23 protein-coding genes and 3 riboswitches are annotated in these 21796 nt (G+C 29.0%); of the genes, 2 read left to right on the forward strand and 21 right to left on the reverse strand.

Features of this window, described 5'->3' with window-relative positions; genetic code table 11:
* Window position 1 precedes the first annotated feature (1 nt).
* Window positions 2-838, reverse strand: a complete 837-nt coding sequence (gene thiF / locus KDK92_RS00385) for a sulfur carrier protein ThiS adenylyltransferase ThiF (protein ID WP_250857000.1) — start codon at window positions 836-838, stop codon at window positions 2-4.
* Window positions 839-1030 (reverse strand): sulfur carrier protein ThiS, encoded by a 192-nt coding sequence (thiS, locus tag KDK92_RS00390; RefSeq protein WP_250857003.1) that lies wholly within the window; start codon window positions 1028-1030, stop codon window positions 839-841.
* A gap of 43 nt (window positions 1031-1073) precedes the next feature.
* Window positions 1074-1180: riboswitch (TPP riboswitch) on the reverse strand.
* Window positions 1181-1247: 67 nt separating this feature from the next.
* Window positions 1248-1346: riboswitch (TPP riboswitch) on the reverse strand.
* Window positions 1347-1514: 168 nt separating this feature from the next.
* Here thiS and yfcE point away from each other — a divergent pair.
* Window positions 1515-2060 (forward strand): phosphodiesterase, encoded by a 546-nt coding sequence (yfcE, locus tag KDK92_RS00395; RefSeq protein WP_250857004.1) that lies wholly within the window; start codon window positions 1515-1517, stop codon window positions 2058-2060.
* Window positions 2061-2184: 124 nt separating this feature from the next.
* On the opposite strand, the gene KDK92_RS00400 is transcribed toward yfcE, so the two are convergent.
* From KDK92_RS00400 to KDK92_RS00460, 13 genes are all read right to left on the reverse strand, one after another.
* The gene (locus KDK92_RS00400) at window positions 2185-4509 is read right to left on the reverse strand and encodes an EAL domain-containing protein (RefSeq protein WP_250857005.1); all 2325 of its coding nucleotides are present in this window, start codon (window positions 4507-4509) and stop codon (window positions 2185-2187) included.
* 453 nt (window positions 4510-4962) lie between these two features.
* On the reverse strand, window positions 4963-6000 hold the full coding sequence (gene argC, locus KDK92_RS00405; protein ID WP_250857006.1) for an N-acetyl-gamma-glutamyl-phosphate reductase: 1038 nt from the start codon (window positions 5998-6000) through the stop codon (window positions 4963-4965).
* A gap of 40 nt (window positions 6001-6040) precedes the next feature.
* Complete coding sequence (mraY, locus tag KDK92_RS00410; RefSeq protein ID WP_250857012.1) at window positions 6041-7009, reverse strand: phospho-N-acetylmuramoyl-pentapeptide-transferase; 969 nt, start codon at window positions 7007-7009, stop codon at window positions 6041-6043.
* 190 nt (window positions 7010-7199) lie between these two features.
* Window positions 7200-8111 (reverse strand): type II secretion system F family protein, encoded by a 912-nt coding sequence (locus KDK92_RS00415; RefSeq protein WP_250857020.1) that lies wholly within the window; start codon window positions 8109-8111, stop codon window positions 7200-7202.
* A 3-nt stretch (window positions 8112-8114) separates the two neighbouring features.
* Window positions 8115-9068 (reverse strand): type II secretion system F family protein, encoded by a 954-nt coding sequence (locus tag KDK92_RS00420; protein ID WP_250857028.1) that lies wholly within the window; start codon window positions 9066-9068, stop codon window positions 8115-8117.
* 93 nt (window positions 9069-9161) lie between these two features.
* Entirely contained in the window at window positions 9162-10550 is a 1389-nt protein-coding gene (locus tag KDK92_RS00425; protein WP_250857030.1) for a TadA family conjugal transfer-associated ATPase, read from the reverse strand.
* A 94-nt stretch (window positions 10551-10644) separates the two neighbouring features.
* Window positions 10645-11487, reverse strand: coding sequence for a CpaE/TadZ family protein (locus KDK92_RS00430; RefSeq protein ID WP_250857032.1), 843 nt, complete (start codon window positions 11485-11487; stop codon window positions 10645-10647).
* A gap of 27 nt (window positions 11488-11514) precedes the next feature.
* Window positions 11515-12207, reverse strand: coding sequence for a Flp pilus assembly protein CpaB (gene cpaB / locus KDK92_RS00435; RefSeq protein ID WP_250857034.1), 693 nt, complete (start codon window positions 12205-12207; stop codon window positions 11515-11517).
* 8 nt (window positions 12208-12215) lie between these two features.
* Window positions 12216-13142, reverse strand: a complete 927-nt coding sequence (locus KDK92_RS00440; protein WP_250857035.1) for a TadE/TadG family type IV pilus assembly protein — start codon at window positions 13140-13142, stop codon at window positions 12216-12218.
* A 10-nt stretch (window positions 13143-13152) separates the two neighbouring features.
* Complete coding sequence (locus tag KDK92_RS00445) at window positions 13153-13533, reverse strand: TadE/TadG family type IV pilus assembly protein (protein WP_250857037.1); 381 nt, start codon at window positions 13531-13533, stop codon at window positions 13153-13155.
* Entirely contained in the window at window positions 13530-14048 is a 519-nt protein-coding gene (locus KDK92_RS00450) for an A24 family peptidase (RefSeq protein WP_250857039.1), read from the reverse strand. Before KDK92_RS00450 ends, KDK92_RS00445 begins: the two co-directional genes overlap by 4 nt.
* A 102-nt stretch (window positions 14049-14150) precedes the next feature.
* Window positions 14151-14339, reverse strand: coding sequence for a Flp family type IVb pilin (locus KDK92_RS00455; protein ID WP_250857040.1), 189 nt, complete (start codon window positions 14337-14339; stop codon window positions 14151-14153).
* A gap of 119 nt (window positions 14340-14458) precedes the next feature.
* A complete protein-coding gene (locus tag KDK92_RS00460; protein ID WP_276575843.1) occupies window positions 14459-14767 on the reverse strand; it encodes a DUF192 domain-containing protein in 309 nt (102 codons plus the stop codon).
* A 111-nt stretch (window positions 14768-14878) separates the two neighbouring features.
* A riboswitch (cyclic di-GMP riboswitch) is annotated at window positions 14879-14965 on the reverse strand.
* Between the two features lie 290 nt (window positions 14966-15255).
* Between KDK92_RS00460 and KDK92_RS00465 the strand changes: the two genes are divergently transcribed.
* Window positions 15256-15714 carry a hypothetical protein gene (locus tag KDK92_RS00465; RefSeq protein WP_250857044.1) on the forward strand — a complete coding sequence of 153 codons (459 nt, stop codon included), beginning with the start codon at window positions 15256-15258 and terminating at the stop codon, window positions 15712-15714.
* A gap of 50 nt (window positions 15715-15764) precedes the next feature.
* Here KDK92_RS00465 and KDK92_RS00470 read toward each other — a convergent pair whose 3' ends face one another.
* The 6 genes from KDK92_RS00470 to KDK92_RS00495 form a co-directional block, all read right to left on the reverse strand.
* Window positions 15765-16580, reverse strand: a complete 816-nt coding sequence (locus KDK92_RS00470; protein WP_250857046.1) for an AAC(3) family N-acetyltransferase — start codon at window positions 16578-16580, stop codon at window positions 15765-15767.
* A gap of 114 nt (window positions 16581-16694) precedes the next feature.
* On the reverse strand, window positions 16695-17321 hold the full coding sequence (locus tag KDK92_RS00475) for a GNAT family N-acetyltransferase (protein ID WP_250857048.1): 627 nt from the start codon (window positions 17319-17321) through the stop codon (window positions 16695-16697).
* Window positions 17322-17447: 126 nt separating this feature from the next.
* A complete protein-coding gene (locus KDK92_RS00480; protein ID WP_250857050.1) occupies window positions 17448-17669 on the reverse strand; it encodes a hypothetical protein in 222 nt (73 codons plus the stop codon).
* Window positions 17670-17838: 169 nt separating this feature from the next.
* Entirely contained in the window at window positions 17839-18102 is a 264-nt protein-coding gene (locus KDK92_RS00485; protein ID WP_250857052.1) for a zinc ribbon domain-containing protein, read from the reverse strand.
* A 141-nt stretch (window positions 18103-18243) separates the two neighbouring features.
* Window positions 18244-19719: a methyl-accepting chemotaxis protein gene (locus KDK92_RS00490; RefSeq protein ID WP_250857054.1), complete on the reverse strand. Its 1476-nt coding sequence runs from the start codon at window positions 19717-19719 to the stop codon at window positions 18244-18246.
* A 312-nt stretch (window positions 19720-20031) separates the two neighbouring features.
* Window positions 20032-21795: a sensor histidine kinase gene (locus KDK92_RS00495; protein WP_250857059.1), complete on the reverse strand. Its 1764-nt coding sequence runs from the start codon at window positions 21793-21795 to the stop codon at window positions 20032-20034.
* Between the last annotated feature and the right edge of the window lies 1 nt (window position 21796).

The raw sequence follows: 21796 nt of genomic DNA on the forward strand, positions 1-21796 counted from the left end.
ATTAAACCTCCAATTCATTCATTAATATTCTCAGCACGCAGTTTGCTTCATGAGATGCTACAATTCCTACCCTAGGTGCCATTAATCCATCAAATTCTTTTGCAGCATTTACTAGATCTCCTGATAGATAGAATCTATCTCTTACTTTTTGTGTCGCTATAGTATTTGAACTATAATATCCAGCCATCCCTGATGCTGCTACTATGTATTTATCTGAATTCATCAATACCCAATTTGTTAACTCTGCTTTACATACGGGATTATCAAAAGCTTCTACGATAATATCACAAGATTCAAAATATAATTTATAATTTGATTTATCCAAATGCACATCATGGGCTACTACCTCTATGTACGGGTTAATTTTTTCTATTATTTCTTTCGTGGCATCTGCTTTCTTCATTCCTATTTGATCAATGAAATAATTTTGTCTATTTAAATTAGTCGGATCAACAACATCAAAATCACAAATAATCAAAGTTCCTACTCCAATCCTTGCAAGTTCCATAGCAATATTTGATCCAAGACCTCCAAGACCTGCAATCCCCACTTTAGCATTCTTAAGTTTTCCATAGACATTTGGAGAATGCCTAGCTTTTAAAAACTTTGCCATCTCTTCTTCTGTTGGAACTTTCCCTTTTTTAAGCATATAAATTTCATCACCATTTTTCACATCAGTTTCCCAAGTAACTAGGTGTCCATTTTTAATCAAAATATCACATGTCACTAAATCTTTTTTATTAATTTTTTTAATAATCTCTTTCAAATTTAAATCTTTACGTAGATTCCTCTCTAAATTATTCAAGTCATATATTGAGTCATTTATTGCAACCTTCATTTAACCCCCTCCAATAAACCCAACTATTTCAATTTTCTCACGACCATCTAACATGAGTTCTTCAAAACTTTCTTTTGGAATAATCTTTTCATCAACTTCCACAACAACCTGATCAGCTACAAGGTTAAGCTCATTTATAAGATCTTTTAAAAGAATATTTGAGTACACCTTTTCCTTCCCATTAATTATCAATAATAAAATCTCCTTTCATTTTTAAATAATAAAAGCACACCCATTTGAGTGTGCAACTTATTCCTACGCTGGCATTATCCAAACAGGTTCATTGGGTCAGTACTTATAGTCCTTTCTCAGCCGGTAACACCAGCTCCCCACTTATTCAATTGTTTAACTTTTTAATAATAAAATAAAAACCTGCCATAAGGCAGGTTGAGTTATTCACATATTAATATAAATAATCTACAAGCTTCCCTACGTTAGTTCTAACTAAATCAGGTTATAAGGGTCAGGATCTACATCCCTCTCAGCAAAAGCACCCCTAGCTACTTTATTTTCATGTTATAAGTAATCTTTACAACATCATGTTATACCATATCTTGGCTTATGTCAATATGTAATTACAATAAAATACTACACCATTACCATTGCTATAATTTAATCCATATGGTATGTTTATGTTATTATATAGCAATCATTTAATTGTAAGGAGAGATTAATTTTGAAACTATTTTTTATATCTGACATTCATGGTTCTTTATATTATTTAAACAAAGCAATAGAAGCTTTCCATATGGAGAAAGCCGCTCAAATAGTAATTTTAGGTGATGCCCTTTATCATGGCCCAAGAAATCCACTTCCAAAAGATTATAACCCTAAAGAAGTTGCTTCTATATTGAATTCTCTTAAAGGAAAGATTATTGCTGTAAGAGGTAATTGTGATAGCGAAGTAGATCAGATGGTGATTGAGTATCCAATGATGGCTGATTATTCATTTATCTTATGTAATAATAGAAGAATATTCTTAACTCATGGACATATATTCAACGTAGATAATCCACCAAAATTGACAGGTAATGATGTGTTAGTACATGGTCATACTCATATACCTGTAGCTGAAAAAACTAAGGATTTTTATTTAATTAATCCTGGTTCTATTTCTTTACCTAAAGAAAATAATCCTAATACATATGGTATTTTAGAAAACAATAAATTTAAAATAAAAGATTTCCAAGGAAATATTGTTAAATCAATAATTCTCGAATAATCAAAATCCGGTTTTAACACGCAATTTATAATTTATTTGAATATGCCTTACTAAAGGAAAAAGGATTAAATTTGGATGTCCCAAACTTTAATCCTTTTTATAGTACTTAATATTTAAATATGCCTTAGTCAACATTTGTAAAATTCACAATAAATTTTTCAGCATCTTCTATGCTCAAGGGCTTAGCTATATAATACCCTTGTATTACATCACACTTATTATTTTTTAAATACTCGTACTGGTCGTAATATTCTACTCCTTCAGCAACAATTTCTAACTTTAATCGATGAGCTAAACTAATTATTAAATCAATCAACTCATATTCATCATTGTGAATACCATCTACAAAACTTTTATCAATTTTAAGTACATCAATAGGTAACCATTTCAAGTAATTCAATGAAGAATATCCTTTTCCAAAATCATCTAAAGATATTTTAAAACCCAATTCTTTTAGTTTAAGAACAATATCTTTAGCATTTTCAAATGATTCAATGAACATATTTTCCGTAATCTCAATTTGTATCTTATTAATATCTATGTAAATCTCTTTAATCAACTTTTTCACTCTATTAATTATCTTGGTATCTTTCAATTGATTTGGTGAAATATTCAATGATATTACCCCCATATCAATCCCTTTTTTCTCCCATGATTTCAATTGAGTAAAAACTTCCTCCATAACCCAAAAATCAATTTCTCGTATTAACCCAGTCTGTTCTGCAATAGGAATAAACTCCATGGGAGGTATAATCCCTTTACTAGGATGGTTCCACCTTATCAATGCCTCGAACCCTTCTACTTTATTTGATTTTATATTAATTTTAGGTTGATATACTAAGAAAAACTCATTCTTTTTAATTGCTTTATTTAAATCTTCTTCAATCGAAAGTCTCTTCATATTTTTTTCATATAAATCTTTATTAAAAAAGCAAAAGGAATTCTTTCCTTTTATTTTTGCTCTATACATTGCACTGTCCGCATTTTTGAAGAGTTCATCAGAATTAGTTTTTTCAGAAGTGTTTACAGCAATTCCAATGCTTGCAGTTATAAAAATTTCTTTAGATTTTAAGTAAAATGGCTCCTTAAATTTATTAAGAATATCCTTTGCTCTCTCCTCAACATATTCTAGATTTGGATAATCATATATAATTGCAATAAATTCATCTCCACCAAAACGCGCAAATAATTCATTTTCCTTAGATGATTCCATAATTCTTGGAGCAACCTTTTGTAAGATATAATCTCCGGCAGAATGACCATATATATCATTTATATTCTTAAAATTATCTAAATCTAAAAGGAAAACTGCAATGTTTCCACTATTTTTATTTTTTATCTCATTTAACTTATTATTAATTTGAATAGTGCATCCATTTCGATTATATAAATTAGTTAAATCGTCATAATATGCCATCTTTTCTATTCTTTTTTCATAAAGCTTTTTATCTGTTATATCACTAGCAGAGCCTGCTATTTTTATAGGTTGATTGTTCAAGTCTCTTTGGATTTTAGATTTACATAATATCCATTTAATCTGTCCATCTTTAGAAACCAGTCTATATTCATCTTGATACTCATCATCATATTTAAGATGTTTATAGAATTTTTCTAGTGTTTTCTTTCTATCTTCCTCATATATAAGTTTAGCATAGTCTTTTATTGTCTTAATTTCTTTTGACTTTACACCTATGATTTCTTCAACTCTATCGGATATGAATAGATTACCCTTTCTCCAATCTACATCCCAAATGATGTCATTTGATCCCTCAGCCACTAATTTATATCTTTGTTGTGATTCTTCTAAAGAAATACTTTGTTCCTTAAGATTTTCGTATTGATCCCTTAATTCTTCTTCCGTTGCTGTAAGTTCCTCATAAACAGCTGTAATTTCTTCATTATTCTCTTTCAAATCCAGATATGCCTCGTTGAGTTTCATTTTAGAATATCCAATATCAGTAATGAGCTCTGATAAACCAGTTAAAAAGTGAACTACACTTTTTATTTTTTCTTCTGGAAAAACCGTCGTACTTCTTACAGCCTTTAAATATTCTTCTTTATTCATTCCCGTTTCATCCGCTAATTTTTCATAAAAATCAAGATCAGGTTCTTCAAAAAAAAATTGTCCTTGAAATACTGTAGCAATTCGGTGCCCATCAATAATTATAGGAGATCCAATATCAACCAACCCATTCTTACATTTCGTTACCACACATCGCTCCCCCGCATTGAATCTACCTGCCATAGCCATATCACTTTCAATACATCTTTTATTGGTTATGGGATTCATTCTATGAAATTTTGTGCATATAGGCTTCCAGCCTGTCTCAATTATAACTTCTCCTTGGGCATCAATTATTGTTGATGGTATTCCTGTAGTATCATATAAATGATCAAGTAGTCCTTGTAACCTGTTAACGTCAATTAAATCAGAAAATTTATATTTCACGGTACCCCCCCTTAGCTTCTTTTCGAAAAATTCTATTCAATCTCAAGTATTTCTATAGTCAAACTTATTTAAGTATATTTTAAAATCTCACGCCTTTACTAACTTCCTCTCAGATAAGTCAATTTCTTAAGCATTCATATTTCAATTATAAGTAGATATTCCTCCAATATCAAGATAAATTAAACACTTTTCTACAGATAATTACATTTTTAACTTTATTAACCTCGAACAATTGTATCATAATGTAAAAGAACATCTAACCCCTAGATTAGATGCTCCTTAATTACCTTGTACCACATTTGATTTTAGGCGTATGAAATAAATAACATGTCAGATTGCCAAGTATAGACATTCCAAGTTGAAACTAAACTTATACATACTCAAAACTCATTGAAGCGCTGCGATTTTGAGATATGTATAAATAAAGTTTAACTATTGATTCTCTATAATTGATTATATACAAGTAGGCACATAACTTAATCCTGTACTTTCATCATATCCATTCATGATATTCATATTTTGAATAGCCTGCCCTGCTGCTCCTTTAATTAAATTATCTATTGCGGCTATTATAATAAGTTTATTATTCTCTTTATTAATTTCAAAATTTATATGACACAAATTCGAATTTTTAACCCATTTTGATTCAACATAAATCCCTTTATCTAATATTTGAATAAATTGTTTATCCCTATAATACTTTTCATAGATTTCTTTCACATTATCATATTCAATATCCTTTATAAGTTCTGTATATACTGTTATGAGCATACCTCTTTGCATTGGAATTATATGTGGAGTAAATGTCAACTTTATCTTTTTATCAAGAAAGAATTCCACCCCTTTTTTCACTTCTTGACTATGTGGATGATTATTTATTTTGTATGCCTTAATTGATTCATTTCCCTCTACAAAATGGGTACCTAATGTGAGAGTTCTCCCCCCTCCAGATAATCCACATTTACCATCTACTATAATGTCTTCTCCAATAATATTTTCCTTAATTAAAGGTAGTAATGCTAATTGCATTGCTGTAGCATAACAACCAGGGTTAGCTAAATACTTTGCTTTCTTTATTTTTTCTATATTCCATTCACTAAGACCATATACAAACTGCTCAGTTAGTTCCATTGATTTATGTTCTTTACCATAAAATTTACTGTACTCATCCTTGTTCATGAATCTATAATCTACACCAATATCTATTATTTTTATATCCCTCATCATATCCTCTGTCAGATTTTCCATCAATACTCCATAAGGTAATGCTGAAAATAATAAATCTATGCCTTTAGTTATAGTATTCCAATTTAATCCCTCACAAATATAGTCATTCAATCCAACAAAATTTCTATATGAATGACTATATTTTTTCCCTTCATACGCCTTAGATACTATTTTTTTTATTTTCACCTCTTTATGATTTGCAAGTAACCTAACTAGTTCTTCACCTGCATATCCTGTTGCTCCTAATATTCCTACATTCAACATATAATCTTCCTCATTTCATTGAAATTATCCTTAGACATATTCAAATACCCAAATATCCAATCACACAGAGAATAATTGTAATTGACCAAAAAGTATACACTATTTTCGTCTCTTTCCACCCACATTTCTCTAAATGATGATGATATGGTGCTATCTTAAATACTTTCTTTCCTGTTAATTTTAATGATGTTAATTGTATTATCACAGTTACTGTTTCCCATAAACACAATGCAATAACAATAATTAACAACAGTGGAATATTCAATTCAATCATAAAGATTGCTATTGCACCACCAAGAAATAATGATCCAGTATCACCTATGAATATTTTTGCTGGATACTTATTAAACGCCAACATTCCTATACAAGAGGCTTGTATAATTAATGAACTATATAATACACTTGTATTTTTAAATTGCCAAGAAATCAAAGCTATTAATGCTAACACTATTATGCCTATCCCCAACGCCAATCCATCTAATCCATCTGTAATATTTACACTGTTTGTTGTTCCTATTAATAATACTACCAAAAATACTGAATATAATATTATATTTAATTCAATTCCCTTATTGATAAATGGAACCATTACTATCCTATTGACCTGATTAGTTGATATAAAAAATAGTACATAAAATAAACTTATCATAGTCAATCCTATCAATTTCTCTTTTGGCGTAACTCCATCTCTGATTTTTTTTATTTTTATATAATCATCAATGAAGCCCATAAACCCAAATAATATAATAAAAATATTGAACCATAATATTTCTTTGTTTATCAAATAGTAAATTATACTCATAATCAATAAAACAATATTCATAACTACGCCGCCCATTGATGGAGTGTTTAATTTATTTTTATGTAATTCTCTTATACAGGATTTCTTAATTACCTCAGAGGTTTCATTCCTTTTTAATATTTTATTATCCTTCACCAATTTTATAAAATATTTTATTCCAACAACAGTGCACAATAGGCTACTTAAATATATAATTATGATTTCCATTCTGTCCCCCTTACCTAAATATAACCTTATCTCTTCTTTAATTTTATATATTATCAATATTATACCACATGCAGTGAAATAAAAAACACATGAAGAGGCTTGTGGAATTAGTAAGAGAATATAATACTAGAAGCCTGTTCTCTCAAATTCACGAGAACAGACTTCTATCTATATGTGTTTTACATTAAATTTATTTCACAAACTCGTTTATTAACTGTATAACTGCCGGTCCCAATAAAACTATAAATATACTTGGAAAAATAAATAGTACAAGTGGAAATAATATTTTAATCGGAGCTTTCATTGCTTCTTCCTCTGCCCTTTGTTTTCTTTTCTCTCTTTCCTCTTCAGACTTTACTCTAAGTATTTTTACAATACTTATTCCAAGCTTTTCAGCCTGAAGTATATTATTGATTAAAGATTTTATTTCATCAAACTCAAGACGTTCCTTTACACCCGTTAATGCTTCTTTTCTTGTTTTACCTAATCTCATTTCTTCAAGACAAATGTGAAATTCCGAAGGTAGCACACCAACTTTTTTCGAAATTACCTTATTTAATGCACCATCAAAACCTAATCCTGCCTCAAGACAAACAGTTAAAATATCAAGAAAATCTGGAAGTTCTTTTAACCCTTCTTTATATCGCTGCTTAATCTTTTGATTAATATAATAATTAGGTATTATAATAGCAAAAATAAAACCAATTAACCCTAGAACAATAACACCGTTTATACCTGAATTAAGTAATTTTGCATACATACCAAACAATACAGGTAATACTATCTTTAAAGTTATTTTTAATGCATGAAACTCAATTGGTGTCATACCAAATGGATTTCCAGCTTGAAGAAGTTTTCTATCTAAAACCTGTTCTTTTTTTGAAGAAATCTTTTCACCAAAAAAACCTTTGGTCTTTCTTCTTAATTGAAGTATTATTCTTTGTGAAAGAGGTTCATTTTCTTCTTCTCTTTTAATTATAACCTTTTCAGTATTAACAAACTCATCTAATCTTTTTTTTGTTTTAAACTTAGGTTCATAAATTCTTAAAACTATATAAAATATAAACAATGTAATGGTTAATAAGAAAAAAATCACTACCATATCTTACACCTCGATTTTAGTTAACTTGTTAATCAATAGGAATCCAATTAGTCCAGATATAACACCAACTGATATCATAATAATCCCCAATGTATTTTCGAATAGACTTTGCATATATTCTGGATTTATCAAATAAATCATTAATCCAAGTATAATTGGAAGTGAACCAATTACTCTTCCTGATAGTCTACCTTGTGATGTCAAAGTTTGAACCTGTCGTTGTATTCTAATTCTCTCTCTTATAGTTTTTACTATTGTTTCAAGTACTTCTGCTAGGTTTCCACCAACCTGACGTTGAATTAAAACAGCCTGTATCATAATTTCAAGGTCATCGCTTGGCATTCTTGTACTTAAATTATTTAATGCATCTTCCATAGTAATTCCATAACTCATTTCCTTTAAAAGTATCTTAATTTCTTCTCTTATTGGAGACTCACACTCTTCTGCAACAACTTTTAAAGCCTGTGGAAAACTGTAACCTGATCTTAATGAACCTATTATTGTTGTTATCATATCTGGTAAACCTTCATTAAATTTAAGTATTCTAATCTTAATCTTTCTCTTTATCCATATTTCAGGTGATTTATATCCAATAATTCCTCCGAGAATTAAAAAAATCATATTATTTGCTATAAAATATAATATACCACCCATAATAGTTGCTAAAAGCCATTTTAACATTATATATTCTTCAGAATTCAAGTGAACTCCAGCACTTCTAAGCATCTGTTCAGTTTTCTCTTGATTTAAGTTTGATAGTTTTTCTCGTATTATTTCATTTAATCTTTTTAAACTACTCTTATCTACACTGAGCTTTTCCTTTTTATTCTTTAATTTTTTCTCTCTTTTATCTATTTCTAAATAATAGTCAATTCTTCTTTCAATTCTCTTATCTGATAAAATAAAATAATAAAACATTGAAATAATTAATAAAAAACAAAATACAAAGAAAAACAATAAAATAATCCCTTTGATAACTACCACTCCTTTAAGGCAAGTTCAAATAAATAACAAGTCAGTCTACTCGTATATTTGCCTTGTTATTTATTTTCACATGTCAAACTTAAATATAGAATCTGGAATATGTATACCTGAGGATTCAAGTCTGTCATAAAACTTAGGACGAATTCCTGTGGAAACCATGGCACCTATTATTTTTCCCTTTTTATCAATGCCCTGTTGTTTAAATGTAAAGATATCCTGAAGGACAACTATATCTCCCTCAAGGCCTTGTACTTCAGTGATGTTAACAATTTTCCTTGTCCCATCTTTTAACCTTGCTTGCTGAACAATTAAGTCAATTGCACCTGAGATTTGCTGACGAATTGCTTTTATCGGAAGTTCCATCCCTGCCATTAAAACCATAGTTTCAAGACGAGTAATCATATCCCTTGGACTGTTAGCATGCCCAGTAGCTAGTGATCCATCATGACCAGTATTCATAGCTTGAAGCATGTCCAATGCTTCCCCTCCACGAACCTCTCCAATTACAATTCTTTCAGGTCTCATTCTCAGAGAGTTTCTAACAAGATCCCTAATTTTCACTGCTCCCTTTCCTTCAATGTTTGCAGGTCTAGACTCTAATGAAACTACGTGCTCCTGTGAAAGTTGTAGTTCTGCAGCATCTTCAATTGTAATAATTCTTTCATCGTCAGGAATAAAGGAAGATAAAACATTTAATGTTGTCGTTTTCCCTGAGCCTGTCCCCCCACTTATGAAAATATTCAGTTTTGCCTTAACACATGCATCAATAAAAATTGCCATATCCCTTGTTACTGTCCCAAAGCTTATTAAATTTTCAATTGTCAGAGGATCTTTTGCAAATTTTCTTATAGTAATTGTTGGACCATTTAATGCAAGAGGTGGGATTATTGCATTAACCCTTGAACCATCTGGAAGTCTTGCATCAACCATAGGGCTGCTCTCATCTATTCTTCTGCCAAGGGGTGATACAATCTTTTCAATTACCTGCATAACATGTTCATCATCCCTAAATTGCACGTCAGTTAATTGAATTTTACCATTTCTCTCTACATATACTTGATCTGGTCCATTCACCATAACTTCACTAACCTCAATATCATTTAAAAGTGGATTTATTGGTCCATATCCAGTTAAATCATTAATAAGTTCCTGTACAACTCTTTTTCTATCTATATCCGCAAATTGTTCTCCATCCTTTTTTATAATTTCAAAAGCTATTGAATCAATTTTAGGGATTAACTCTTCCACTTCTTCATCTTTAAATTCATCCATTATTCTTTTTTGAAGCTTGTTCTTTAATTCCTGTTCTTTACCAGTTGGAGTATAAAAAATCTTCTTCGAAGAATTACTTTTATCATCTACCTGGTGAACTAATCTAGTTTTTTTATCTATATTTTCATTTAATTTATTATCATCGTTACTCTTTACTTTATTAATTCTATCAAGTAGCCCCATGTTTCCACTCCTTTATTAGGCAAGTTCAAATAAATAACTAGTTAGTATACTCGTCTATTTTGCATCTTTGACTTGTTATTTATTTTCACATGCCTTACTTACTTTTTTTGAAAACTCCAAATAAACCAGTTTTTTTACGCCTTCCTCTTCTTCTTCGACCTTTAAGTAAGGAGTTACTTCTATAAAATTGAGTTGCTAAATTTACAATTTCATTTGAAATTTTTTCTTTAGGTTTGCTTATAACAAATGGTATCCCAATATTAAATGATTTTGATACAACTTTAAAATTGTCTGATATAAAGTATAAATCTTCTATATTGAGTATGTTTTTAATGTCCTTAAATTTAATTACACTTTCCATATCGCCTCTATTTATGATGATTTTTGTTTTTTCTTCCAACTCTAACGCCTTTATAGTTTTTAACATTGTTTTTGTATTTTTTAAGGCTGCCATCTCAAGGTCTGTAATCAGCATAATCTTATCAGCCTTTTCCATAAAACTAATATTATGTTCTGATAGCCCTGATGATAAATCCACTATTAAAAATCCATTTTCCTCTAAAATCTTGTCACAAATTGTTTCAATAGCTGTGGTAGTAATTAAATCTGCATACTCAGGCTTTAAAGGTGCAGATAAAATTTTAACTCCACTTTCATGTTTCTGAAGATAATTGGCCAACATGTCGCTATTTAATGATTCTACATCATGGATTACATCACTTATTGTAAGTTTAGGTTGTATATCTAAAGCTAGGTTTACATCACCAAATTGAAAGTTTGCATCTAAAATACAGGTTGAAAAGCCCTTCTTAGCAAGTGCAACTGCTATATTTACTGAAATTATTGTTTTTCCAACCCCTCCCTTTGCACTAGCAAAAACAATCATCTCACCCTTTTTTCTTTCAGTTGTTTCATGGATAATTTCATTAACATCCATTTGGCTTTACCTCCTTGAATCACTTTCTTATGGGAATATTTTGCTTCTAAGAGTAAGTTTTATACTTCCTCTTTCATCTGCATTTATTAGTTTAACTATATCTTGTGGTTTTAATTCCAATGTAACTGCGATATACTCAACTCCATCATCACTGTCATTTGTTCCTTTTTTAACTTCATTTTCTTTTTCATTTAGTCGTTTACCAACTGCTAAAACTCTTATATTTTCAAGTAATATTTCTGTATTTACTTTTTTTTCTAATCCATCTTGTTTAATTTCTTCACTAAAAACCACATCTACATTATCTTCAGGTTCTATTAAGTTAGAGACAGACTCTACAATATTTACCTCAATTGATACCGCTCTATATCCTTGTCTAATTTTTCTAGTTACAAATTTGTCTTCCTTAAACTGATCTAAAAATCTGTTTAAAAATAAAACTTCCCCCTTCTTCATATCAGTTAGGGCATACTTACCTTCTATTTCCTCAATTGTCCTTATAGCCTCTGGATGCACTGCTTCTGTTTCTAATTCTATAAATTCCAGTATTTCTTTAGTAATCTTTTGATTTTTATTAATTGAAACTCTTGGTACCACAATACTTATCTTATTTTCATTTTTCTTATACTTTTCATCAAGCTCCTTTAAATATTTATTGAAGAGAAAAGTAGTTATTACTGCCATGATTAATGCTAAAATTAAAATATTCCGCGATTTCATATCTCCACCTACTCTGTTAATCTTATTGTATATGCTCCATTATCCGTTATGTTTTTATCTCCAAATCCACTTCCAGCCCTTTTAATAAAGTAACCCGTAATTGATGAATCATGTCTATCTAAGGGTGTCTTTATATAAAAGTATGCAAATCCTGTTATTTTAACTTCTTTTAACTGATTTGATTGAATTTTATGAGGTGCATAAACTAATACTAAAATAATTCTAGAGCAATCTCTATGACTATAATCGTTAATGGCATGATTACAAGAATTTATTCTAAAATTAATTGAGTCTCTTGTTTTTCCTTCAATATTTCCCGTTTGAGTTTCTATAATATCTCCAACTTTCAATTCACCCTCAAATCCATATCTTAAATCCTGTTCATATAGCTTTGCTCCTGGACCTGAAAGAGCCAAAATTCCAAAGTTTCCATACTCTGAGTCACCAGAATCAACCTTTAAAGTATATTCTTTTAAATATTCCAGAGGAATATTTTTATCAATTCCAAGAGGAACAGCACCACTTCCACGACTCATTGGGAAAAGTTGCACAGTTGAAGAAACTTTAACTGGAAGGCTGTAAATATTGAATAACTTTAAAAAATTTAATGGCACTACCTTTTCTAAAACAACATTCAATCTATATCCATTATTAGTTTCAATGACTATTTCCTTTAAGCTATTCTCTTCATTATGAGCTCTTAAAATTTCTAAAACTACTTCATTGACAGAACCACTATCATTTGTAAGTTCTTGTGCTCCCGATAAAACCGCTGCATTTACTGTTTTTTTTAAGTGGCTTTTGGTTTTATATAAAATCCCCCCATCAATTACAAGTCCAGCTATTCCAATGATTATTACTAAAAAAAGTGTAAACAGTGGCAATGCACTTCCATTTTCTTCTTTAATAAGTACATTATTTTTTATTAATAACATATACGCCCTCCTATTCAATCCGTATGGTTGATTCAGTATTTACTTGAAAGGGGGATGGAATAAATGCACCAATAATAGGGGTTATGTATTTAACTTCATAAGTTATTTTCACTGTAACATAATCACCTGATTTTCTTTCATAGTCATTTGGGGTTATATTAACTGAAATTGTATCTTTATCACCTAAATCAACTATATCATTTACATATTGAACTATTTCGGAATCACTTTTTCCTAAACCACCCATTCTTACTGCCTCTTGAGATACCATATTCAATTGAATTGAAGAGTATAAAATTCTCCCAAAATCAATGATTCCACATAAAAGTAATAAAAGAATTGGTAAGACAAGTGCTATCTCCACAACCGCTTGTCCTTTTTCCTTTCTCATACAATCCAAGCTCCCTTAAAAATCAGACATATTGCAGCACCACCTACAATTGCTACTCCATAAGGATATTTTTTTATTAAAGCTGATGTTGGTAGCTCTAGTTTATATCTAACACCTTGGAAAAATGAAACTACCCAAATAATCATGCCTTTAAAACACCTTGCAGTTTCTTTATTCACTAATATTATAATTAGAGCAATTAGGCCCCCTATAACAGCCATATATAATGCTGTATTTAAAACAAAAAAGCTTCCTTTTATTGCTCCTATAAGTGCTAGCAATTTAACATCACCAGCCCCAATTCCTCCTAAAAAATACGGTATTAACAATAGACTAAACCCAACTAAAAGCCCTAAAAGAGAAGATTTTAAACCACCAACACCATTTAAAATTAAATGTAAAGGCACAACTGTTATCAGTGTAGGAAATATTACTTTATTATATATCATTTGTTCTTTTACATCCGTTATAAGACAAATAATTAGGACTAGAACTAAAATTATATCAAATATCATTTTTTCACTCCTTTAATAAAAGAACCCTGCAATAATGGCAGGGTTCTTTATTTGTATAGGAATCCAAGTTCCAAATATACTTCGTGAATAATTCAACTAATATTAAGGTGTTGTAGTTGTTGTCTCATTTGTTAATCTATCTGTAACACCCTGTACTAAAGCACTAATTTGATCTCTTAAAAGTACTAAAGCCGCAATTGCTCCTACTGCAATAATTCCTAAAACTAATCCATACTCAGTCATTCCTTGACCCTTCTCTTCAACAAATAAATTCTTCATTTTATTTAACATATAATTACCTCCTAAGTATTTTATTAATATTTTTCCGTTTACTTTAATAATTTTACTTTGATAATCAAACTATTTACTCCATAATTCTACAACAACTTTAAAATATCCTGATTATGTAATTATTCTCCTCCCTCTCTAATAATTTTCACTACTTGTCCAACTTCTGTTTTTGTTCCTTTTACCCTACCACTTGAAAGTTCTATGACCGAAACAGCCTTTTTTCTGAATTTTCCAACTTTTCTCGGTTCCATATTTTCATCAATAGATAAGATTTTATAATTGATATCCAGATATAAAACATCGATATTATAGTTCATAAAATAAGTGTGTATTCCCTTACAGGGGTTAATATATAAAGCTGATTGAAGTGGAAGATTTTTTGTGAACATTAAGCCCTTTAGCCTTTTAAAAAAACTGTTGGCTTCCATTAAATTTTCTGCAATAACAGTATTATTTGTTGCATTCTTTAATATCAGACAAAATCCACCTCCACCGTATAAAAAATACCCATACTAAAGGTATGGGTATACTTCCAAACCTTCGGTAACTGGCTGACATAATGTAAAAACATCTAAGTCCCTGTAGTTTTGCGTCATTAGTTTTCACTAATTTTGCCTTTATCGTGTTTTATTTTCTGTTAACTTTATTATACATAGCAAAATAGGTAAATGCAAGTCATAATTCATAATTTCTTCACAAAAGTTTAATTGTTTTTTTATTGACATTTAATTTTTTAGTAAAATTTTCATTATAAACTTATTCTTTCCTATATAAAAACCTTATTTTCTTAATTTTGATTGTTATATTTACATTTTACAATATTATCAAAGGATAATATTGATATATGTCGAAATTATATAAGGTTATGAATTTATATACTTTTTATAGTTTTTATTATATTAAACGGAGGAAAAAAATGAATTTTGAAAATAAAAAACTTAATGCCATAGTCAATAGACTTTTAAATAAAGCACTTAAAATGGGTTATAAAAAAGAAGACATCGAGGATTGTTATATAGAAGAACTTTTGAAAAAAACAACCTCTCTTAGAATCAAAGATTTCATTGAACTCTCATACTATAAAGGGATTTTTAAAGGATTCCAGTACGTTGAAACATTAATAAATATTTCTGATAAGTCAAATGATAGTGATAATAATTCTAAAGAGCTTGAAAAACAAAATACAGAACTCCTTAAAAGACTAGAAACATTAAATGAAATAGTCTTAAATATTAAAGAACCCCCTAAAAGCACTGGTAAAATGCTTGCTGACGGAAGATCCTTTGTATCTTTTAGAAATGAATATTCAAATAAAATTAGCCAAGCAATAAAAATTGCATCAGATAATAAAGATTATCTGGAAGAAATTAAATAAGTCTTTTCTTTATAAAAACCGTATTGGATTTTTCCAATACGGTAAAAATTTTATTTATTCTCAATATAATATCTTTTAAGCCATTCAACCCCAAAGTCTACAGCTTTCTTCTGTTCAAAAAACCTTGATTCAGCTTTTCCAATATGATTTATAGTTACATTGCATTCTTGTTCAAAGTCTTTACCTAGTAAATAAAACAGCTCTGTTTTGAAATCAATTTCTCTAAATTCAGTCCACTCTCTTTTACCTTCAATCATAATAGGTGCACTACATGTTGTTTCCTCATAATTGCCCGCCCTATATTCAGAAAGATGAAAAGAAGTATTATCTTCATAGGTAGCACCTAATAATAAAACTTTTGCATCTAAGTCATACAACTTAGCCAATGGTGATTTCTCACCTAAACCACAATCCAAAGAATGATCTTCAATTATTTCTTTTGAGTTTCTACCCCAGGCTGCAAATGATACATTTGGATGATTACTTCTTAATACATTAGGGAAAGTTCTGAAACATTCAACTATAGCACCCATCCCAAATGTTGGTGTTATCTTAGGATCAAATGCCGGCATTGTTTCCTTAACTATTTCAACCCACTCTTCAGGTATAGGAGGATTCTCCCACAAAGCAGGATTTGAATAGTCATCACTATGAGTAGGCATAATTATAGTACCTGTTTCTGTTACCACATCCATCAATGCTTGAATCACAGCAACTGGTCCACCACACACCCATCCAATAGAACTTAATGAGGAATGAACTATCACATTGTGCCCTTTTCTCAAGCCAATCCTAATAAAATCTTCATATAGAGTATTTCTTGTATTCAATTTTTCTGTTTTCTTTATAATATTTTCTAAGCTCATAATTATCCCCCGTGTTTCATCTCTTTTTATATTTCTTAAAATAATTATTACCATTGTAACATAGTAATGAAAACTATTTCAGTGGTAACCAAAGAATTAACTTGATATATCTGATTACCCTACTATATGGAAATATTCATCATCAATATCATTGATAAAACCATTCAATACAATGTTTCTATGTTCTACATCTCCATGAATAAACTCAAAAACTGAACGTATTTTATTTTGTATTACATCCTTTGGTAAATAATTAATTCCTTGTTTAGGTATAAAATATAAATCAAGAGGAATACTTCCATCTTTAGTAGGAAGATGATAGGCTATATTTAATCTACGTGCACCTAATCTTTTATAAAAATCAATTCGTCGTTTCTGCTTCTCTCTTATATGTAAATTTTCATGATCAGCTCTTTCTACTTCAACTATAATTCCTTTAACATCGTTGCTTCTTTCCATAACTTTATTAAATAGCAAGGAACCATAACCTTTACTCTGGAATTTAGGATTAATCGCTATATAATCTATCCATATTAGCCCTAGATTTTCTGTTTCATAAATAAAAGCATATCCAAGCACTTCACTTAAAATAGAATGTTTTGCAATTATTAGTTTATATTTATTTTTTAACATCAATGATTCTATCTGTTTTCTATCTTTTCTCTCATCAGGAGGAAAATCCTTTTCAAATCTATCATATATAACTTCTAAATCACGAATTGAACCTTGAATTATGTCCATAAAACCCTCCAATAATCAATAGTTACGTTAAATATCTTTATTATATCATATATATGTATATATTGTATTTTTTCAAATATATCTTAAAAAATAATCAACAAATAAGAAGAGTATCGAATCATTGAATTACCTTAATTCAATGTAATTGTAAAAATAATAAATGCAGGGTGATTGAGTATAATCATTAACTCTAATCTTGCCCCTGCATTTCTTTCTATTATTCTCTTTTTTCTTATCTTTTTGAACTCCACAACCTCTTACAACTTCTTCGCTTGAAAATGGTGTTCTTGTTTTAACATAACCACCTTTGATAACAATGCTATCTTTTATTTTTTTCTTTTTGCTCATAATATCTCTCCTTTATTGTTTAATATTATTTTAATATATTATATTATATGTTGATCAATAGTTCAACTTGAATATAAATATATTATTTCCCATATAAATCTTAAAAATCTAATAGAGAGCTTAAGTAGCAATATTAAACTACATAAACTCTCTACATTTGTTTAAAAATTTATTTCCATCTCTTTAATGTTGGAAAAAATTCATGCATACTTTTTCTAGCTTCTTCTTCAGTCATACCAGAATTTCCTTTAACCATATGCGGTATACAAAACTCTATCATCTGTTCCATTGTCATATTGTCTTTAAAATCACCTTTTTCAAAACAATACATACAATAATCTTCATTTTTACTTCCATCAGCATTTGTTCCAAGCATTTCTTTCTCTGTTAAAGGCATACCACAACTTTGGCAAAATTTCATATTACAATTCATAATAACACTCCTTCATTTATTGTTAATGTAATAATAACAATATTAACCTGACAACAGAATGTCATATATTACTATATAGTTTCAAAGACCACTAAATCAATTCATTTTAGTGGTCTTTTTTTGATTATTAAATTAATTCTTCTAATGGCTTGATATATAATTTAGTTTATTTACAAGTTCCTCTAGTAATTTAAAACTATCTACAATGTTTTCTATTCTTGTATCTTGATCATTTATATTTGCTAATATTACTTCAGCTGATGAAATAACTTCTCTTGAAGAAGAGGAAATTTCAGTTATTCTATTAAGAGTGTGTTGTGATGATGCTTCAATTGTATTCATCATTTCATCTGTATCGTTGGCTTTCTCAAATACAGTTTCAGTATTATCTTTTATATTACTTATTAATTCTTTAGTAGCCCCTAAAGATCCTATACTTTTATCTGCTGCTTCTTGAACATTTACAACCTGTTCAGACACTTCTTTAATTTTACTATTTATCTCTTTCAAAATTACTGATATTTCTTCAGTTGAGTTATGAGAGTCATTAGCCAACTTCCTTATTTCTTCTGCAACAATAGAAAAGCCCTTTCCTGCCTCCCCTGCTCTTGCTGCTTCAATAGCCGCATTTAAAGCAAGAAGATTTGTTTGATTTGCAATAGCTGAAATACTCTCCAGTATATTACTTATCCTGTTTGCACGATTATTTAATTCATCTACATAACCTACAGTCTCTTTAATACCTAAATTCACCTTTTCTATTTCTTCTGTTAAATTTTCAAATTGTTCGTTTCCAGTATTAACACTTGTTTTAGTAGCCTTAGAACTTTCTTTCACTATTTCAGTTGCTCTAACAATATTATTAACTTCTTTATTTTCATTATCAATATCTGCTGCTATCTCATTAACAATAATCGCTTGTTCTTCTATACATTTAGTAGTATTAGAGAACATATGAGTAATATTTTTTGATATATTGCCTGAAACGTTTACATTATCTTTTAACTCTGTGCTGAACTTACTTAAAATTGTTACTGATTCTTTTATTTCCTCTAACATCTTGTCCATTTTTTTCTTTTCAGCAGAAACTGCATAATGTTTTTCCATTATTTCTTTATTAAGTGATTTATTATTTTGAGCTTGAGCAATTAAAAATCCCATACAAATTATAGTTACAACTATTACAATTAATAATCCTGGTATATCATAAAAATCTCCATAAAACTCTTCTTTAAAAGTAAAAAACCCATAGATTAGTGTTGCAAGCTCCATTAAAGTTAAAAAAATTATTGCTTTATATTCTTGATATAATGAAATAATCACAATAAAAAGAAAAACAAATAAAAAAGATGTTATATCATGAAAAACATGAACATGAAAAAAATGTAAAGCTCCCATTCCAAAAGCAACAAAATACATTACATATTGAGTAAACTTTTCTACTCTTGTTAAAACTGTTGTTATAATACTTATACCTAAACTCATGGGTACCATAATATAGATTGTTTCTTTTGCTAAATTAGCTGTAATGGATAGTAATAGATATGCAATAGTACTAATCCACAATAACCTAGCCATAAGCTTATTTTTTTTGAATATTAATTCATTATTAGACATCTCAATCCTCATTTCTTAAATAATTTTAATTTATCCTACTAACTTTGACCAACCTTGGCAGAATTCATTTTTAATCTTCATGTTATCTGAAATTCTATTGGAACTTAGTCACTCTTCTCCCCAAACTATATTATTTCTACATTATTCCATATAAATCCTTCATATTATCTATTTTTATGAAAAATTACTTTTTTCCGAATAAGAAAACACCGATTCTAAATAGAACATCGGTGTCTTCTTTATCACTAAGGCATATCAGATCAATTTTTCTTTTTATAAAATTACCTCATCTACAAATTTATAACAATAATTTTATAATGGTACTCTTAAAATGACTTTCGTATAAAACCCTTCTTTACTTTCTAACTTTATTCCATACTCATTACCAAAACATAACTTAATTCTCTTGTTTATATTTTTCAATCCAACTCTAGTTCCTTTATTATTTGTTATGTTTTCTTCCTCTTCATTCAACAAAGATTTATTAATATAATTGACTTCTACCTTAGATATCCCCTTCCCTGTATCAATAATTTCTAAGTCTACATAATTATCATACATATTGCTTTTGATATATATTTTTCCTTTTTTCTTCTTATTAGTAAATCCATGTTTGAAACAGTTCTCTATAATAGGTTGTAATGTCATTTTTGTAATTGATATTTCTTTAATCCCACCCTCTAGATTCACGACATATTGATATGTATCAGGAAATCGCAAACTCATTACATTCATGTATTCACTCACGCATTTTAATTCATCCTCTAAAGTAACTACAGTTTCTTCTTTTACCGCATATCTAAATATTTTTGACATGGCTAAAGATAATTTTTCTATATCTTCAGCATCGTAAAAAGTGGCTAAACTTCTTATACATTCCAGTGTGTTATATAAAAAGTGCGGATTTATTTGGCTTTGATAATATGAAAGTTCCGCTTGTACCATTGAAATTTCTAATTCATATAAAGTTTTTTGAGTATCTAGAAGCTCATTGTTCGAATCTTTTACTTTATGCATCATTTGATTAATATGCATAGCTATTTCACTTATCTCATTTTTTAAAGGGGTTTCAATATCTTCATATTCCTCAGATGATTCATATTCATCTAATTTTTTAACAATTTTCTCTACTGGTTTAGTAACTGCTGAAATAGTAGCTCTAACAACAACTGCAAGTATGGCAATGCCAACAAGAGCAATTCCTATAAATATTGGTCTTAAAGAACTAGTGCTTCTTATTATCTTATTCCTAGGAATTAATGTTATAACAGACCAATTTGTATTTTTAAAATTCTTTTGGATATATAAATACTTGCTGTTTTCAATATTTACATATTCACTTGACTTATTTTCCTCTTCTGAATAAGTCATGATTTTTTCAAATGTTTCATTTGCTATACTCATATTACTAGTAATAATATTATTATTCTCTACAAGTAATAACATTGTATCTGTTTCTTTTTCTGAATTTATTTTCAATATATTGCTTACAAAGTCATAATTTATAATTGATATAAAATATCCTTTTGGGTTTTTCGTATTAGGCTCATATATAGGACTTACGCATGCAAAATAATATTTCTCTGTGTTTTCTTCAAAGATACTTTCTGTAAAAAATGATGTGTTATAAATTTTATTAGTTAAATCATATTGCTCTTTAATTTTATTAAATATATTATTAGGGTACTCTATGTTCCCAACTATAATTGATTTTCCCTCAATAGGATACAATATTATGCCTTCCATAGTTCCGTGAAAGAAAGAATTGAATTTTGCATATCCATTTACAAAATAGTCTTCTAACTTACTCTCAGTATAAGTTCTTTTGCTTAAAGTCTCACTTATCTCTAGTACATATGAATAATTCATATTGTTGACTTTAATACTATTCAATATGTTACTGATATTATCTTCAACTACCTTAGTATTAGCTTCATAAGAGGCTTTAGTTTTATCTACAAGTAAATTTCCTATAAAATATACTACAGCCATTTCTAAAATAATTATAATTATTCCCACTATTATAACAATAAACCTGATTTGACTTCTAATTTTAAAGTCTGTGAACCTTTTCATA

The organism is Oceanirhabdus seepicola, assembly GCF_023684385.1.
Taxonomy (GTDB): domain Bacteria; phylum Bacillota; class Clostridia; order Clostridiales; family Clostridiaceae; genus Oceanirhabdus; species Oceanirhabdus seepicola.